This window comes from Marinobacter sp. DUT-3 (assembly GCF_050379435.1).
Taxonomy (GTDB): Bacteria; Pseudomonadota; Gammaproteobacteria; order Pseudomonadales; family Oleiphilaceae; genus Marinobacter.
Window position 1 is genome coordinate 1 of record NZ_JBNRMG010000014.1, and the last position, 17,312, is coordinate 17,312.

A 17,312-nucleotide genomic window follows, 5' to 3' on the forward strand; every position below is an offset into this window, starting at 1 on the left:
GGAGGTGGGGGAGGTGGGGGCGTGGGTTTGGGGGGGAAGCGGGATCTCTTGTGGGCCCCCCGCTGCCCGGCGCTTCTCTGCAGAAGCTTCCGTGTAAAAGCGGTTCCCCCTCAGGAAAGTTCCGTAGTCGTTAAAGCGAACCCCCATCTCTCGCATCACCTTGTGGGCAGCCGGTGCCGTCCATTGCCGGATATAGAAAGGTTCCCGCACCGCAAAGTGGTGAATCGCATGGGTGCTGCCGAAGTTAAAGCAGAAAACCTGCATCGGCATCAGCCACCAGGGGTTGAGGACCTGGCATTGCTGCATCACGTTTCGGGCTTCAACATCGCCATAGTAGTGCATGTTGGAGCTGATGAAGTGCAGGCAGAACGTGCGCAGGAAAGACGGCAGCATGTACACCACGGCAAAGGTGTTCAGAATGCTCATGGCCGCTGACAGCTCGGCAGACAGGGTGAGCGGGTTGCCGCTGATCTGGGCGGTGAACAGGACCACATGGGCGACCACCCAGGTATGAAACAGCAGGTAATAAATGTTGCCCAGCGGTGCATAGGCGAACATCTGCTGCAGGCTCATTTTTCTGGCTTCGCCCCGTGATGCGGGCTTCTGGGAGCGGATGTACTGGCGCACGGCGCGTTGCATGGTAAACGGGCGGAGGAATACCGCCATCATGTTGTCCCCGGTCATCAACAGGCGCCGTAAACCCCAGCGCTCGCCATTGGTAATGCCTCGCTCTTCCAGGTCGCTCTCGGTGCCGCTGAATTTGTGGTGGTGCAGGTGAAGCTTGCGCCGTACAAAGGGACTGACGGTGCTGGCCCGTGCCAGCCAGCCCACAGCCAGCATAAGATCGTTGGCCCAGGGGCGGTTCTTGAAGTACATCAGATGGATCAAGTCGTGTTCCAGCTCATGAATGAAGGAGGCGAAAATGGCCGTTGCCGGAATGCACGCCCACCAGGGTATGTGGCCCATGACGTAGAGCGTTCCACTGGCGATCATGCCCAGCAGCGAAACGATCATGATCATTGCGCCAATCAGGTTCTGGTGTTTCTCAAGCCACGGATGGCGGTGGCGAAGTGCGCGACCCTCTTCAAGGATGGTCTTGCGGATGTAATCGGTTTTCTCCGCATCGGTCATGGTGTTTGGATCAACAGACATGGATTTGACCTTTTTAACGGTTAGGGTTGGCAACCAGGCACCTGTACCTGGTGTTATCTGATGCTATTGTGGCCGTCTCCATACCGAATCCGGGTATGATTGCACGACAAAAAACGATCATTAGACGACAATTACAATGACAACCGTTTCCATTGTTTCCAGTCAGCCTACTGTTCCAGGGACCTACGTTCTGCTGCTGATAGACGTGGTAGAGCGGTGGAATGTCACCGTGGAGCAGCTGTTGTCGGAGGAGGGGCTTGCACTGGAAGACCTGCTGCGCAGCGGCTTCCGCCTGCCGAGAGAAAGTTTTTCACGGCTTATCCAGCGGGCTATCTCGCTCACCGGTGAGCCCGGCATCGGTTTCCTGTTGGGATTACAGATGAAGGTGTCGTGTCATGGAGTGATCGGGCAGGCTGCCATGGTGGCAAAAACGCTGGGCGAAGCGCTCGATATCGCCCAGGCCTATTTCGCCGTCCCATCGTCCAACCTGACATTGTCCCTCGATCGGGAGGGTGACGAGGTTCGTCTCACACTGAGTGAGCGGGATGGGCGCTACCAGCTCGGGGAGGTGGGGGCACAGTTCCTTCTCACCGGGTTTGCCGCCATGGGGGAAGCGCTCACCGGCCGCAGGCTCAAGGGAAAGGGGGTGGTCCGTTTTCCAGAGCCGCCCTACATGGAGCGTTTTGAGCACCTGATCGCGGGGCCGCTCATTTTTGGCGGTGATTTCAATGGCTTCATCTTCGATGCATCGATTCTCGACTACCCCCTGGTCATGGCGGACCCGGTGGCGGCGCGGGTTGCCCGGGAGCAGTGCAAGGAAGAGCTCGGGCGGCTAGGTGGCGGGCGCTCGCTGGTGCAACAGGTGCGGGATCTGGTGTTTGATGAAGAGCTGGGGTTTGCTTCCATGGAGGAGGTAGCGGAAAAGCTGAATGTGACTCCGCGAACGTTGCAGCGCAGGTTACAGGCCGAGGGTGTGGTGTTCCGGGAATTGGTGGAGTCGATCCGGCAGCAACATGCCAGGCGCCTGCTTGCTATCCGGCAAAAGAGTATCGGTCAGGTGTCGGATCTTCTGGGCTACTCCGATGTCACCAATTTCAGTCGTGCATTCCGGCGCTGGACAGGCTGTTCGCCGAGGGATTATATGAAGGCGCCGGACTAGCCGGCGCCTTCCGTTCAGGAGGGGCTGGCCTCAGCCATTCCCCTTCTTCATCTGCTCGTACTCATCCTCAAAGAAGAACTTCTCTTCCCCGAGTGCCGGTTCCAGTTCATGCAGCCAGGTGGCTGTCTCACTGTACTTGGCGAAGAACGGGCGCTGTACCCAGTCCGGGTTGCGGCCCTGCAGGAAGCGCAGAACGAAAACCTTCTCGCCATTGATTTCGGTGATGCCCTGTACCTCTACCTTGCCGGGGCCAGCGCTCATGCTGGGGCCGCGGGCGGTGCGGGCCAGGCCGGAGACCTTTTTCATGGCTTCGCGGTAGATCTGGAAGGCTTCGGCCAGCGGCACTTCGAAGTAGTTTTTCGCGCCGGTGTCCCGCTCCACAAACATGTAGTAGGGAATGATGCCCAGCTGCACTTCTTTCTTCCACAGCTTGGCCCACGCCTCGGCATCGTCATTCACGTGCTTGATCAGCGGGCCCTGGGCGCGAATTTCGGCGCCAGTGGCACGGATGCGACGGATCGCTTCTTCGGCGATGTCGGTGGTGATTTCCTGCCAGTGGTTGTAGTGCGCCATGATCGCCACGTGCTTGCCGGCGTCGACCAGGCGGGCAAACAGGTCGATCAGCTCATCCGCGTCCTTGTCGGTCACGAAGCGATACGGCCAGAAAGTCAGGGCCTTGGTACCGATGCGGATGGTCTGGATGTGGTCGAATTCCGGCTGCAGCAGCGGCTCCAGATATTGCACCAGGCTTTTGGTCTTCATCACCATGGGATCGCCGCCGGTGACCAGTAGGTCAGTGACCTCGGTATGCTCCTGCAGGTAGCCGTGCAGTTTCTCGGCTTCCGTGCTGGACATTTTCAGGTCCTTGTCACCGACGAACTGCGCCCAGCGGAAGCAGAAGGTGCAGTAGGAGTGGCAGGTCTGCCCCTGGGCCGGGAAGAACAAAACGGTTTCACGGTACTTGTGCTGTACGCCGTCCAGAACCTCGCCATCCAGCTCCGGCATGTTCATTTCCATCTGGCCGGCGGGATGCGGGTTCAGCTCGTCACGGATTTCCTTGGCAACGGCCTGAATTTCTTTCTTGTCGGCACCTTCCCGGTGCATCTTTGCCATACGTTCGAAATGTTCGTCCTTCAACATGCCTTTTTGCGGGAAGACAAGTTGATAGATCGGATCGTTAGGTACCTTGTCCCAGTTGATCAGTTCGTTGATTACATACTCGTTGACCCGGAACGGCAGTACGCTGGCGACGACCTTCATCTCGAACAGGGTGTCTTCAGGGAGATTCTGGATAACCTCAATCTTGTCGAGCTGGCGGTCTGTATAGACCTTGAAGCGCCGCTCTTCGAACTCGGCAGTCGGGATGCGGTTCGGGAACGTGACGATGGAGTTCATAGATCGCCCTCTGGTTGAATGCCAATGTCAGGAGGATGGGCGTTGCCAACGCTCCTCTGGTTAAAAAACGGGCAGGCAAGTATACATAAATCGATATTTATTTTCAGGTCTAATTAAAAAATCCTGGCCTAATGGCGGGGATTGTTAAGTAATTTCTGGGAAATTCGTGGAAAGTCATCGAAGTGAGGCGAAAAGTCATTAATGTCAGGCTGGTAATTCTTTTAGCGTGATAAGGATAGGTTGCCCCTGATAGGAATACTACGACCTTGGTCTAGACTTGGTTGTTTGATGCTCGAAAACCCGTCATTATTACGTAAGTAATCGCAAGAAAAGGTTTTGGTAATCCTTAAATAGCCTTTAATGTTGCATGTCTATCTGGTTTTGTAGTAAAAAAACTACATAATGACGAGCGAGATCTGAGCAGTTTCAGGCCGGGCTCATACCTTTTGGCCAAAAGCCGCTAATACAAAGGCGTCCGGGCAGTAAAGTTGGCCAAGCTGTTCTATGCTTGATGACACTAGTCAGGCGGAAATAACCAAAACAACAGGTTCTGCAATACACCGCAGCGAATAACACCGCAGGCGCCAGGCCGCTGATCGTGGCCCGAGCGGCCTTTTTGATGCCAAGGGGAGGGTTTGATGTACCAGGACGATGATCCCATCGAGACCAGTGAATGGCTTGATGCACTGGAATCTCTTATTGAACAGGAAGGCGTGGACCGCGCCAAGTATATTCTGGAAAGGCTCTCCGAACGAGCCAGCCGCGACGGCACCGAGCTACCGTATTCGATCACCACGCCATTCCGTAACTCCATCCCCGTAACCCAGGAAGTTCGCATGCCTGGGGATCTGTTTATGGAGCGCCGTATTCGCTCACTGATCCGCTGGAATGCCATGGCCATGGTGCTTCGAGCCAATCAGCGCCCGGGTGAGCTGGGCGGGCATGTGTCCTCTTTCTCCTCGGCGGCCACGCTGTACGATGTCGGCTTTAACTACTTCTTCCACGGCGGTGATGAAAAACGGGAGTCGGACCTGGTGTATTTCCAGGGGCATTCGGCGCCGGGTATTTACGCCCGTTCCTACCTGGAAGGCCGCTTTGACGAAGCACAGCTGGACAAGTATCGGGAAGAAGTGGATGGCAATGGCTTGTCCTCCTACCCGCACCCCTGGCTGATGCCGGATTACTGGCAGTTCCCCACGGTATCCATGGGCCTTGGCCCGATCCAGGCCATCTACCAGGCCCACGTGATGAAGTACCTGCACAGCCGCGAGCTGATCGATATGGGCGACCGCAAGGTGTGGTGCTTTATCGGTGACGGCGAGTGCGACGAGCCGGAAACCCTGGGCTCCATTTCCATGGCCGGCCGTGAGAACCTGAGCAACCTGATATTTGTTGTTAACTGCAACCTGCAGCGTCTGGACGGTCCGGTGCGAGGCAACGGCAAGATTATCCAGGAGCTGGAAGGCGTGTTCCGTGGTGCTGGCTGGAACGTGCTGAAAGTGGTCTGGGGTCGTATGTGGGATCCGTTGTTCGAGAAGGACGAGGACGGCCTGATGCAGCGGGTGATGGATGAAGCCGTGGACGGTGACCTGCAGAACTTCAAGAGCAACGGTCCGGCCTATACCCGCAAACACTTCTTTGGTAAGTACCCGGAGCTGTCCAAGCTGGTGGAAAACCTCACCGACGAGGACATCAACAAGCTCAACCGCGGTGGCCACGATCCCTATAAGGTATACGCGGCCTACCATCACGCCATTCACAACAATGGCGGACGGCCCACGGTGATCCTCGCCCATACCATCAAAGGTTATGGTTTCGGTTCCGCCGGTGAGGCACAGAACACCGCGCACTCCCTGAAAAAGCTCGATATCGAGCAGCTCAAGGCCTTCCGTGATCGGTTTGCCGTGCCGCTTAAGGACGAAGAGCTCAAGGAAGTGCCGTACTATCGTCCGGCGCCGGACAGCCCGGAAATTGTCTACATGAACAAGCGCCGACAGGAACTGGGTGGTTTCTATCCCAAGCGCCGCAAGGACTGCCAGCCACTGCAGACGCCGCCGCTGGACACCTTCAAGGCATTGCTGGATGGTTCCAATGGCCGCGAAATCTCCACCACCATGGCCTTTGTGCGCCTGCTGACGGCCCTGACCAAGGACAAGCGCATTGGCAAGCGGGTGGTCCCGATTGTGCCGGACGAAGCCCGCACCTTTGGTATGGAAGGCATGTTCCGCCAGTTGGGTATCTACACGTCGGAAGGCCAGAAGTATGTGCCGGAAGATCGTGACCAGATCATGTACTACAAGGAAGACAAGAAAGGTCAGATCCTTGAAGAGGGGATCAACGAGGATGGTTCCATGGCGGCCTGGATGGCGGCAGCGACCTCCTACAGCACCAACAACTTCCCGCTGGTGCCGTTCTACATCTTCTACTCCATGTTCGGCTTCCAGCGTGTGGGCGATCTGGCCTGGGCGTCTGGCGATATTCAGGCCCGTGGCTTCCTGGTTGGTGGTACCGCCGGGCGCACCACGCTCAACGGTGAAGGCCTGCAGCATCAGGACGGCCACAGCCACATCCTGGCGCAGACCATTCCCAGCTGTAAGGCTTACGACCCGGCCTACGGGTACGAGATGGCCGTGGTTATCCAGCATGGCATCAAGGAGATGTTTGAGGACAACCAGAATGTCTTCTACTACCTGACCATCGAGAACGAAAACTACGAACAGCCGGCCATGCCGAAAGGCAAGAAGGTGGAAGACGGGATCATCAAAGGTATGTACCTGCTGGATTCCGTTGAAACCAAAGGGCGCAAGAAAACCCCGCGGGTTCAGTTGCTGGGCTCAGGCGCCATTCTCAACGAGGTGCGTGCCGCTGCTGAACTGCTGAAGGAAGACTTTGGCGTAGCCAGCGATGTCTGGAGCGTGACCAGCTTTAACGAACTGGCCCGCGACGGTCTGCACATTGAGCGCTGGAACCGCCTGCACCCGGATGACACGCCCAAGAAGGCCTACATCACCCAGTGCCTGGAGAAACAGCAGGGGCCGGTGGTGTCGTCCACGGATTACATCAAACTGTTGTCCGAGCAGGTGCGTGCCTATATTCCCAAAACCTACCTGACCCTGGGTACCGACGGTTTTGGTCGCAGCGACACCCGCGAGAAACTGCGGAGTCACTTCGAAGTGGATCGCTATTACGTGGCGGTTACCGCGCTGTCGGCTCTGGCACGGGATGGTGAGATCAAGGAGGACGTGGTTCTCGAAGCCATGCGCAAGTACGGAATCGATCGCAACAAAACGAACCCGGTGCTGAGCTAAGGAGACCGCCATGAGTGAACAGGAAATCAAGGTTCCGGATCTCGGCGGTGCAGACGAGGTCGAGGTTATTGAAGTTCTCGTCAGCCAGGGGGATTCGGTTGAGGAAGAAGATCCGATACTGACGGTAGAGTCTGACAAGGCGTCTGTTGAATTGCCGTCGCCCGGTGCCGGCAAGATCACCAAAATCACCGTCAAAGTGGGTGACAAGGTCAAGGAAGGCGACGTTGTCGGCATGATGGAAGCCAGCGGCGACGCCGGTGGTTCGGATGACGATAAAGACGCAGGTGAAGAAGCCAGCTCCGGCAAGGACGAAAAAGCCGAATCCAAGTCGGAAGACAAAGCTGAAGAGAAAAAGCCGGCACCGAAGAAATCCGGCGGTTCCCGCAAGGAGACCGTTCAGGTTCCGGCTCTGGATGGCTTCGATAACGTACCGGTGATCGAGATCAACGTCAGCGAGGGCGACGAGGTTGAGGCGGATGATCCGCTGGTTACCGTGGAGTCTGACAAGGCCACTATGGAGATCCCGTCTCCCTTTGCCGGCAAGATCGGGAAGATTCTGGTGAAGGAAGGCGACAAGCTTTCCGAAGGCAATGACCTGGTCGAAATGACCGTTGTGGAAGAAGGCAGTGAAGAGGGCGGCGAGGAGGAAGCGTCTTCTGAACCGGCAGAGTCTTCCGGCGGCGACAAGCAGGAAAGCAAAGCCGGGTCGAAAGGCAAGAGTGAGGAACCGAAGTCTGAGCCGGCTTCTGCGACTTACGAGCCGCCCACACCCGGCGCCAAGGTTCACGCCGGCCCGGCGGTGCGCAAGCTGGCCCGCGAATTCGGCGCGGACCTGACCCGCATCAAGGGTTCTGGCCCGAAAAAACGCATCCTGAAAGATGACGTGCAGGCCTATGTGAAGAGCCAGCTGCAGCAGACGCAGCAGGGCAGCACGGTGGCAGGCGGCGGTGGTGCCGGCATTCCCGGCGTGAAACTGCCGGACTTCAGCCAGTTCGGTGACATCGAGCGTGAATCCATGTCGCGCGTGATGTTCGCTACGGCCAACAACATGCAGCGTAGCTGGCTGAACGTGCCCCATGTCACCCAGTTCGAGGATGCGGACATCACTGACATGGAAGACTTCCGCAAGGCGCAGAAAGCGGCCGGCGAGAAGAAGGGTGTGAAGATGACGCCGCTTCCGTTCCTGCTGAAGGCCTGTGCCACGGCGCTGGCGGAGCTGCCGCAGTTCAATGTGTCGCTGGACATGGAGCGCAAGGAGGTTATCCGCAAGCAGTACATTCACATCGGGATTGCGGTGGATACGCCTCACGGGCTGATGGTGCCGGTAATCCGCGATGTGGACAAGAAGGGGCTCTGGGAGCTGGCCGCGGAAAGTGCGGATCTGGCCCAGAAGGCCCGGGACAAGCAGCTGAAGCCGGCGGAGATGCAGGGTGCCTGCTTTACCATTACCAGTCTGGGTGGTATCGGTGGCACGGCGTTTACGCCGATTGTGAATACGCCGGAGGTGGCGATTCTTGGGGTGTCCAAGGCGGCGATGAAGCCGGTCTGGGATGGCAAGGATTTCCAGCCGCGGCTGATGTTGCCGCTGTCGCTGTCCTACGATCACCGTGCGGTGAACGGGGCAGACGCGGCGCGGTTCACGACGCTGCTGAGTCAGCTTCTTGGGGATATTCGGTCCCTGTTGCTTTGAAAGCAGTGAGATCCGCCCCCAGCCTGTGAGTTGTGGGGCGGCGAGAGGCGGGTAATACGCTTCAGGACACGCTACGAGCACATCCATGTGCGCTTGTTTCGGGCCGTCCATGGCTCTCAACAGTCCTGAAGCGTATTACCCGCCTCTCTCGTTTTCGCCATGAGTTATTTCAAGGCCTGGCTCCCAGAGTTCTGCATTTGGCCCTCAACAGTTCTGAACAGGTATACCGGCCTTCGTCGTTCTGGCTCTCAGTAGTCCGCGTTAATGTGCCGTCTTTACCAATCTTGTTCCGTCGCAGGGGCCAATGCCCTTAGTTTCTTTACTGCCCAACATCGTCTCTACGTAACCCGAATCCTAACGATAGAGGCTCCTGATGAATCCCGCCGAAACGCTATCCCAGCCGCTTACCCTCAAGAACGGCTCCGTTATTCCCAATCGCTTTGCCAAGTCCGCCATGAGCGAGACCCTGGGCACCATTGATAACCGGGTCACCCAGGATCTGGTAACGCTGTATCGCACCTGGGCCGAGGGCGGTACCGGGCTGTCGATTACCGGAAACGTGATGGTGGACCGCCGGCACATTGGCGAGCCGCAGAATGTGGTGCTGGAGGATGAGCGGGATCTGGCGTTGCTGAAGGCCTGGGCGGAGGCCGGGAAGGTTGGGGGTAATCAGATCTGGATGCAGCTGAACCATCCGGGCAAGCAGAGTCCGAAGATGCTGAACCGGGATCCGGTGTCTCCCAGTGCTGTGCCGTTTCGCAAAGAAATGCGGAGTATGTTTGCAACCCCCAGGGCGCTGACCGGGCCGGAGATTGAGGACATTATCCGGCGCTTCGCGAAAAGTGCGGCGATTGCGGAGAAGGCGGGTTTCAGTGGGGTGCAGATTCACGGTGCCCATGGGTATCTGGTGAGTCAGTTTTTGTCGCCTCATCACAATCAGCGGACGGATGAGTGGGGTGGCTCGGCTGAGAAGCGGATGCGCTTTGTGCTGGAAGTGTATAAGGCGATTCGGGAGGTGACCGGGGAAGGCTTTAATGTGGGCATTAAGCTGAATTCGGCGGATTTCCAGCGGGGTGGTTTTACCGAGGAAGAATCCCTGGCGGTGATTGAGGTGCTGGCGGATCAGGGGATTGATCTGGTGGAGATCTCCGGGGGGAATTATGAGAATCCGGCGATGGCCAAGGGCGCTGAAGGCGGTGAGGTGAAAGAGAGCACGTTGGCGCGGGAGGCGTATTTCCTGGAGTTTGCCGAGAAGGTGCGAGAGCGGGTGGATGTTCCGTTGATGGTGACCGGTGGGTTCCGTACGGAAACGGGGATGGCGGATGCCATTGCCTCTGGTGCTACGGACCTGGTGGGTATCGCGCGTCCGCTGGCGGTGGAGCCGGATTGTCCGAAGCGGATTATGGCTGGTGAGTCGTTTACCAGTGCGGTGAAGCCGATCAGGACGGGTATTCGTTTGATTGACGATATGGCGTTGATGGAAGTGAGTTGGTATACCCGGCAGCTTGGCCGTATGGGGAAGGGCAAGGCGCCGCGTACCCATGATCGGGGGGTGCTTTCTTTGATGGAGGTGATTGGGGTGATGGCTTCGCGTGGGGTTCGGACTCGGTTGCGGGCCGGGGAGTAAGCCTTTCTTTGGTGGTAGGGCGCGGGTGGGGTGTCTGGCAAAAAACTCCGCTTGAACTCGCTGCGCTCAGACAGGCGGTGTTTTTTGCCAGACACCCCCACCCACACCCTGAAGACCTTGGGAGGGGAGTCCTTTTAATTTGCGAAGTACATTCCTTCGAAGTAGTCGCGGAGATCCTGTATGACGGCGGCTTCGAAGGGGTGGGTCAGTTCGAAGAGCAGGCTGTAGTCGGTTGATGTTTTCATGGTGTCACCTCTGTTGGATTAAAACAGTGGCGGAGTGTGGTCCGTCACTCTGACTTCAATAGATGTACTTGCATCAGATATGCCAAAAGACAAGAGTGCTTGCAGGCTGCTGAATAGAAGGGAAAATTGGGTTTATCGCTGAAGGAAGGGCTGCGGGGGATGCTGCGGTTTGGTGCGGTTGATCCTGGATGGGGCGCCCAAAAGAAACCCCGGCGCTGGGCCGGGGTTTCTCCTGAGTTAACTTCTAAAGGAACTTAGAAGTTGTACTGGGCAGCGAACAGGAGGCGGTTGGCATCGCCGTCGTCGCCGTTGACGTTTTCACGCTGCAGGAACTGGTATTCAACGCCCATCATGACGTTCTGTACCGGAGTCCACTGGTAGTTGGCCATAACGGCTGAGTTGGTTTCGCTTTTGCCAGCAACAATGGCTGAACCGAGATCATCTTCTGCATCATCCCAATCGACTTCGACAATGCCGTAGCCAATATTAACGCTGCGACCGCCGCCAAGGTTGAAGCCAGCACCAACAGAACCGCCGTAACCGGAGATAGTCTCTACGTCACCATCTCCGTCTACGTAGGCGCTTTCTGCACCAAAGTTCTCGCCTGAACGGTACAGGTAACTATTTGCGCCGTCAGAATAGCTGAGTGTGCCTTGAATGGTGATCATGTCGGTCAGTGCCATTTTAGCAGCTACAAAGGTTGCGAAGCCGACACTGCTTTCGTCATTGTCGCCGTCATCGTAGCCAACCTGATGGGCCAGTACAGCTGCTGAGTAGGATAGTCCTCCAGCAGAGTCCTCAAGGCGGGCCGTCAGTGCAGGCATTGAATCCTTGGTATTGTCCAATGCGGTACCTTCAAACTCGCCGGTCCCAACATCGGTAATCACGCCGCCGACTATTTGCTGCTCTTCCACTTCTGCTACGCCCAGAATAGATGCATTTGGATCTTCCAGGGAGATAGAAAGTGGACCTGAGGTGTAACGTGCCTGGGCGCTACGAGCCTGGAAGCCGGCGAGGCCGGGCAGGGAGTCGAAGTCCAGGGTTGAGGTGTTACCAACGAAGCTGCCGAAGTTGGACCAGGTCTGACCCATCAGCACGCCGTTGTACTCACCATAGGCGTGACGAAGGCGCAGTGAACCGCCACCGCTGCCGCGGAAGTCGCCTTCAACGTTAATCTTGACACCCTGAGGCGTCATGGTAGTAACGCCGATACGGCTCTGGAAGGCGTCGGCGCCGAAATGGCCGTCTGCAGCGTCGTCGTTATTTGCGAGGCCATCATAAGAGCCGGAACGCGTGCTCAGTGACTGATCGCTGTCAATGTCGTAGGAAGCGTTAAGACGACCGTAGCCGTATACGCTCATTTCGTAGTCGCCAGCGTTGAAGCTGACTGCTCCGGCTTGTCCAGCTACCCCCAATACCGCTGCTGCTGCCGTTGCACGAATTGCCATTCTCAGTTTGTTGCTTTGCATCGTTGTTGTCTCCACACATTATTTTTGTTGGACCCACTTCAAAGTAGTTACGAATCTGTGACATTTCAAATAAATTTGGTCATTAATTAGACGAATGTCTATACACGTAATTCGTTGCTTTACAGGCATCTGCGATTCGCAGTTCAGAGTAACGTTGCATTATGACCTCCAAAAGTACTGATCTGAGTGCTATAACGCTCGCTTCCCCTGATGTCGGGGGCGTCAGTTGGAAGTCACGGATCGTGATCGGATCGCCGGAATTGATATTATTTTCTGACACGTGGGAGAGGAGTAGGTAACAGTCAGGTGTTGCCCGGGCGGATGTGCTCATGCCCTGAGTGGCGTATGATAAATACAGCTTTCTATCTTTGAACCGTTTTAGAGAGAACCCGACCCGATGAACAGAGAACCCGTCAGTCGCGAACTGTTTGATGAAGTCATGGTACCCAATTACGCTCCCGGCTCGATTATTCCGGTGCGCGGGGAAGGCTCCCGTATCTGGGATCAGGAAGGCCGTGAATTCGTGGATCTTCAGGGCGGCATTGCTGTGACCTGCCTTGGCCATTCCCACCCCGGGCTGGTGGGTGCATTGACGGATCAGGCCGAGAAGCTCTGGCACCTGTCCAACGTCATGACCAACGAGCCCGCTCTTCGCCTGGCCAAAACCCTGTGTGATCTGACCTTTGCCGAGCGGGTGTTTTTCGCCAATTCCGGCGGGGAGGCCAACGAGGCTGCGTTCAAGCTCGCCCGTCGTTATGCCTGGGAACATTTCGGTCCTGAAAAGAACGAGATCATCTCTTTCACCAGTTCCTTCCATGGCCGCACCCTATTTACGGTCAGCGTGGGTGGTCAGCCGAAATACCGGGAAGGATTCGAGCCGGCACCCGGTGGTATTCAGCATGCCACGTTTAATGATCTGGAATCGGTCCGCGAGCTGATCTCCAAAGAGAAAACCTGCGCCATCGTGGTGGAGCCGATCCAGGGTGAGGGTGGTGTTATGCCTGCAGACCCCGAGTTCCTGAAAGGCCTGCGCCAGCTCTGTGACGAGAACGATGCCCTGCTGGTATTCGATGAAGTGCAGAGTGGTGTCGGCCGTACCGGTTACCTCTATGCCTATGAAATGTATGACGTGATTCCCGATATCCTGTCCAGCGCCAAGGGCCTGGGCGGCGGGTTCCCGGTGGCGGCGATGCTGACCACCGCCAAAGTGGCCGCGAGCCTGGGTGTCGGCACCCATGGCAGCACCTACGGCGGCAATGCACTTGCCTGTGCCGTTGCCCAGAAGGTCATCGACACCGTCAGCCAGCCGGAGATTCTCAAAGGCGTCAAAGCCCGCTCCGAGCACTTGCGTAAAGGCATGATGGAAATTGGCGAGCGTTATGGCGTGTTCAGCGAAGTTCGCGGGGCCGGTTTGTTGCTGGGCTGCGTTCTCACCGAGAAGTGGCAGGGCAAGGCCAAGGAGTTTCTGAACGCGGGTCTGGACGAAGGTGTGATGGTGCTGATTGCCGGCGCCAATGTGGTTCGGCTGGCGCCGTCCCTGATCATTCCGGAATCTGATATCGAGGATGCCCTGGCGCGATTTGAGGCGGCCGTAAAGAAGGTGACCAAGACCGATAAATAACACCGCCCCCATAACAGTCAGCTATCAACAAGGGAGGCCTTATGTGGTTGGTCCGTCCGGTTAAAATGGATGACCTGCAAGGTGTACTGGGCATCTCCGGCAAGCAGGGGGCCAGGCTTTCGTCGACCCTGCCAAAACAGGAAGACGCGTTAGCGGCCAAGATTGAACACTCCGTTCGCTCCTTCGCTGGAAAAAGCGGATCTGGCGAGTCCGCGCGCTTTCTGTTTGTGCTTCAGAACACTGACACCGGCAGAATTCATGGCGTGGCCGGTATCGATGCCAGAGCCGGTAATGGTCAGCCTTTCTACAACTACCGCCGGGATGCGCTGATTCACGCGTCCCACGAACTGGGGGTTTCCCGGCGGGTCGAAGTGCTGTACCCGTCCCACGCGTTGACGGACGCCTCACTGCTGTGTGCGTTCGCCATCGATCCCACGCTGAGAGGCACCGAGGCCTTCGAGCTGCTGTCCCGTGCCCGCCTGATGTTTATCGCCGAGCACCGGGAGTGGTTCAGCGGTCGCATGGTGGTGGAAATCCAGGGTGTCCAGACCAGCAGCGGAGAAGTGCCGTTCTGGGACAGTCTCGGTCGGCATTTCTTCAACATGGATTTTGAAACCGCGGACCAGCACTCAGGCCTGCTCAGCAAGACCTTTATTGCGGAGCTGATGCCGCCGAACCCGGTCTACGTCACCCTGCTGTCCAGTGCCGCTCAGGAAGCGCTCGGCCAACCCCATGAACTCACCAGGCCTACCTACGAGCTGCTGCAGCATGAAGGCTTCAGTGCTGGTTGCTACGTGGATATCTTCGATGCCGGCCCGGTGCTTGAGGCCCGTACGGACAGCCTCAGAACTGTGGTCACCAGCCATCGCGCCGTGCTCCATGCCAACCACGATGATGAGGGCGATACCTGTCTGATTTCCGCAGGGCGCGGGGGCACGTTCCGCTGCACCTTGACGCCGGTCGGGGAAACCCTCAGGAAGGAAATCAGGGTGCCGGTGAAAACCTGGAAAAACCTGGAGTGCAGCTCCGGCGATGACGTGAGGATTGCACCGCTATGACCATCCGGAAGTTCACACGTTCAGGGAGGCGTCCATGCTGGTAATCCGTCCGTTGCAGGAATCCGATCTGGATGCGTTGTACGACATGGCCCAGAACGCGGGAAAGGGGTTAACTACCCTGCCTGCCGACAGGGCGTTGCTCGAGCGCAAGATTAACCACGCCAGGGAAACCTTTAACCAGCGGTGTGCCCCCGAAGCGGGCCTGTACCTGTTCGCCCTGGAGGACACCGAGATCGGGCGCTGTGTCGGTATCAGCGGCATCCAGGCCCGGGTGGGACTGGATGAGGTGTTCTATAACTACCGGCTTAGCGTGACGGTCAACGCCTCGCGGGAGATGGGGGTGCACGTGCGCACACCCACGCTGCATCTTTCCAATGACATGACCGACACCACTGAAATCTGTTCGTTGTTGCTGTCCGACAGCCACCGGGGCGGCGGGAATGGGCTGCTGTTGTCGCGCTGTCGCTTCATGTACCTGGACAGCTTCCACAAGCATTTTTCGGAAAAGGTGTTTGCGGAAATGCGTGGCGTGTCGGACAAGCAGGGGCGTAGCCCACTGTGGGATGCCCTGGGCAGCCAGTTTTTTGATATGGAGTTCAGCGAGGCGGACATGTTGTCGGGGCTGGGCAACAAATCCTTTATCGCGGAGCTGATGCCGAAGTACCCGATTTACCTACCGATGCTGCCGGACGCGGCCCGTGCCGTGGTGGGTCGGGTTCACGACAACACTGCGCCGGCCCTGAAAATGTTGCAGGCGGAAGGGTTCAACTTTAACGGCCTGGTGGATATTTTCGATGGCGGGCCCGTGGTGGAGGCCTTCGTCCATAACATCCGCACCGTCAGGGAGACTGTGAGCCGGCACGTGCTGATCAGCCATAAGCCAATGGACCTGGATGTGGCGGAGTCAGGGCGGGTAATGGTGTCCAACGTCTCGTTCCGGGACTTTCGGGTAACCACCATACCCGCGGAGTGTATCGGACCCGATACTGTCACTTTGTCCCGAGAGGTTGCGGACATCCTGCTGGTGGAATCCGGAGATCAGGTTCGTCTCGCCCCGTTAAAAGACAGCACATTCAAGATTCAAGTACCGGGAGGTGCACGTTATGGCAAACCTGACAGGTGAATTGTTTATTGATGGGTTATGGCTGCAAGGCCACGGCCGTCAGTTCGAGTCGATCCAGCCAGTTACCGGGGACACCGTATGGGAGGGTGGAAGCGCCAGCCTGGAGGATGTGGATGCAGCCATTCGCGAGGCTCGCAATGCCTTTGTAAAGTGGCGCCGCAAGTCGTTCGTTGAACGCAAGGCTCTGGTGGAAGCATTCGGAGAGAAGCTGGAGGAGCACAAGGAAGAACTGGCTCACCTGATCGGCCAGGAAACCGGCAAACCGCTGTGGGAGTCCCGCACGGAAGTAGCGGCGATGATCGGCAAGATCGGCATTTCCGTGAAAGCTTACAATGAGCGCACCGGCCATTCGGAGTCCGAAGTGGCCGGCGGTCAGGCGGTGTTGCGTCATCGGCCCCATGGCGTGGTGGCGGTTTTCGGCCCCTACAATTTCCCCGGGCACCTGCCCAATGGCCATATTGTGCCTGCCCTGCTGGCCGGTAACACCGTTGTCTTCAAGCCCAGCGAGTTAACCCCGGGGGTGGCTGAGTTTACGGTGAAAATGTGGGAGCGCGCAGGCGCGCCGGACGGAGTAATCAATCTGGTGCAGGGCGCAGCGGCAACCGGTAAGTCTCTGGCCAGTCACCCGGGCATAGATGGCCTGTTCTTTACCGGTAGTTCCACGGTTGGCCATTTGCTGCACGAGCAGTTCGGAGGTCAGCCGGAGAAAATCCTGGCCCTGGAGATGGGGGGCAACAACCCACTGATTGTTCAGGATGTGGCTGACATGGACGGTGCTGTTCATCATGCTTTGCAGTCCGCGTTCCTGTCGGCGGGGCAGCGTTGTACCTGCGCCCGTCGCTTGCTGGTTCCCAAGGGTACAAAAGGGGATCGCTTTATTGAGCGATTGACGGAAGTCGCCGCCCGTATTCAGGTGGGTGAATTTGATGCCGAACCGCAGCCGTTCATGGGTTCCGTCATCTCCGCCGAAGCGGCTGAGAAACTGTTGGCGGCACAGGGCAACATGATTGAAAAAGGCGCCCGTTCTCTACTGGAGATGAAGCAGCTCAAGCCTGATACCGGCCTGTTGTCTCCTGGTATCCTGGATGCGACTGGCCTGGACGTGAGTGACGAGGAGTTTTTCGGTCCGTTGTTGACGGTCTATCGTTACAAGAGTTTTGACGAGGCACTGGAGCTGGCCAACAATACCCGTTACGGCCTGTCCGCCGGTATTCTCACCGACGATCGCAAACTCTATGAGCGGTTAGCGGATGAAGTGCGGGCCGGTATCGTCAACTGGAACCGCCCGCTGACCGGCGCCAGCAGCGCGGCGCCTTTCGGAGGTGTGGGCGCCAGCGGCAACCATCGCCCCAGCGCCTATTACGCGGCGGATTACTGCGCGTGGCCCATGGCCTCGCTGGAAGCGAAGAAGAGTGAGGTACCGGACAGCCTGGCGCCCGGGTTGAGCTTTGATTAATCAACGATT

The 17,312-nt window shown here is 57.6% G+C and carries 11 protein-coding genes; 8 read left to right on the plus strand and 3 right to left on the minus strand.

Going from position 1 to position 17,312, the window contains the following annotated elements:
* On the minus strand, nucleotides 1-1,152 hold a 1,152-nt coding region (locus ACQUWM_RS16715; protein ID WP_428922895.1), incomplete at its 3' end, for a fatty acid desaturase.
* A 136-nt stretch (nucleotides 1,153-1,288) separates the two neighbouring features.
* Here ACQUWM_RS16715 and ACQUWM_RS16720 point away from each other — a divergent pair.
* Nucleotides 1,289-2,311 carry an AraC family transcriptional regulator gene (locus ACQUWM_RS16720; protein ID WP_428922896.1) on the plus strand — a complete coding sequence of 341 codons (1,023 nt, stop codon included), beginning with the start codon at nucleotides 1,289-1,291 and terminating at the stop codon, nucleotides 2,309-2,311.
* 30 nt (nucleotides 2,312-2,341) lie between these two features.
* Here the strand turns inward: ACQUWM_RS16720 and ACQUWM_RS16725 are convergent, their stop codons facing one another.
* Nucleotides 2,342-3,706 (minus strand): KamA family radical SAM protein, encoded by a 1,365-nt coding sequence (locus tag ACQUWM_RS16725; RefSeq protein WP_407002635.1) that lies wholly within the window; start codon nucleotides 3,704-3,706, stop codon nucleotides 2,342-2,344.
* Between the two features lie 638 nt (nucleotides 3,707-4,344).
* Between ACQUWM_RS16725 and aceE the strand changes: the two genes are divergently transcribed.
* The 3 genes from aceE (at nucleotide 4,345) to ACQUWM_RS16740 (ending at nucleotide 10,331) form a co-directional block, all read left to right on the plus strand.
* Entirely contained in the window at nucleotides 4,345-7,014 is a 2,670-nt protein-coding gene (gene aceE / locus ACQUWM_RS16730; RefSeq protein WP_428922897.1) for a pyruvate dehydrogenase (acetyl-transferring), homodimeric type, read from the plus strand.
* A 10-nt stretch (nucleotides 7,015-7,024) separates the two neighbouring features.
* Nucleotides 7,025-8,704, plus strand: a complete 1,680-nt coding sequence (gene aceF, locus ACQUWM_RS16735) for a dihydrolipoyllysine-residue acetyltransferase (protein WP_428922898.1) — start codon at nucleotides 7,025-7,027, stop codon at nucleotides 8,702-8,704.
* A 373-nt stretch (nucleotides 8,705-9,077) separates the two neighbouring features.
* Nucleotides 9,078-10,331, plus strand: coding sequence for an NADH:flavin oxidoreductase/NADH oxidase family protein (locus tag ACQUWM_RS16740; RefSeq protein WP_428922899.1), 1,254 nt, complete (start codon nucleotides 9,078-9,080; stop codon nucleotides 10,329-10,331).
* 499 nt (nucleotides 10,332-10,830) lie between these two features.
* On the opposite strand, the gene ACQUWM_RS16745 is transcribed toward ACQUWM_RS16740, so the two are convergent.
* Entirely contained in the window at nucleotides 10,831-12,045 is a 1,215-nt protein-coding gene (locus ACQUWM_RS16745) for a DcaP family trimeric outer membrane transporter (RefSeq protein WP_428922900.1), read from the minus strand.
* Between the two features lie 397 nt (nucleotides 12,046-12,442).
* Here ACQUWM_RS16745 and ACQUWM_RS16750 point away from each other — a divergent pair, with 397 nt between their 5' ends.
* Genes ACQUWM_RS16750 through astD form a run of 4 tightly spaced genes read left to right on the plus strand, consistent with a single transcriptional unit; the run spans nucleotide 12,443 to nucleotide 17,303 of the window.
* Nucleotides 12,443-13,666 (plus strand): aspartate aminotransferase family protein, encoded by a 1,224-nt coding sequence (locus ACQUWM_RS16750; protein WP_407002628.1) that lies wholly within the window; start codon nucleotides 12,443-12,445, stop codon nucleotides 13,664-13,666.
* Between the two features lie 41 nt (nucleotides 13,667-13,707).
* The gene (locus ACQUWM_RS16755; protein ID WP_407002626.1) at nucleotides 13,708-14,724 is read left to right on the plus strand and encodes an arginine N-succinyltransferase; all 1,017 of its coding nucleotides are present in this window, start codon (nucleotides 13,708-13,710) and stop codon (nucleotides 14,722-14,724) included.
* A 34-nt stretch (nucleotides 14,725-14,758) separates the two neighbouring features.
* A complete protein-coding gene (astA, locus tag ACQUWM_RS16760; protein WP_407002625.1) occupies nucleotides 14,759-15,847 on the plus strand; it encodes an arginine N-succinyltransferase in 1,089 nt (362 codons plus the stop codon).
* Complete coding sequence (gene astD, locus ACQUWM_RS16765; protein ID WP_407002624.1) at nucleotides 15,828-17,303, plus strand: succinylglutamate-semialdehyde dehydrogenase; 1,476 nt, start codon at nucleotides 15,828-15,830, stop codon at nucleotides 17,301-17,303. Before astA ends, astD begins: the two co-directional genes overlap by 20 nt.
* Nucleotides 17,304-17,312 lie beyond the last annotated feature (9 nt).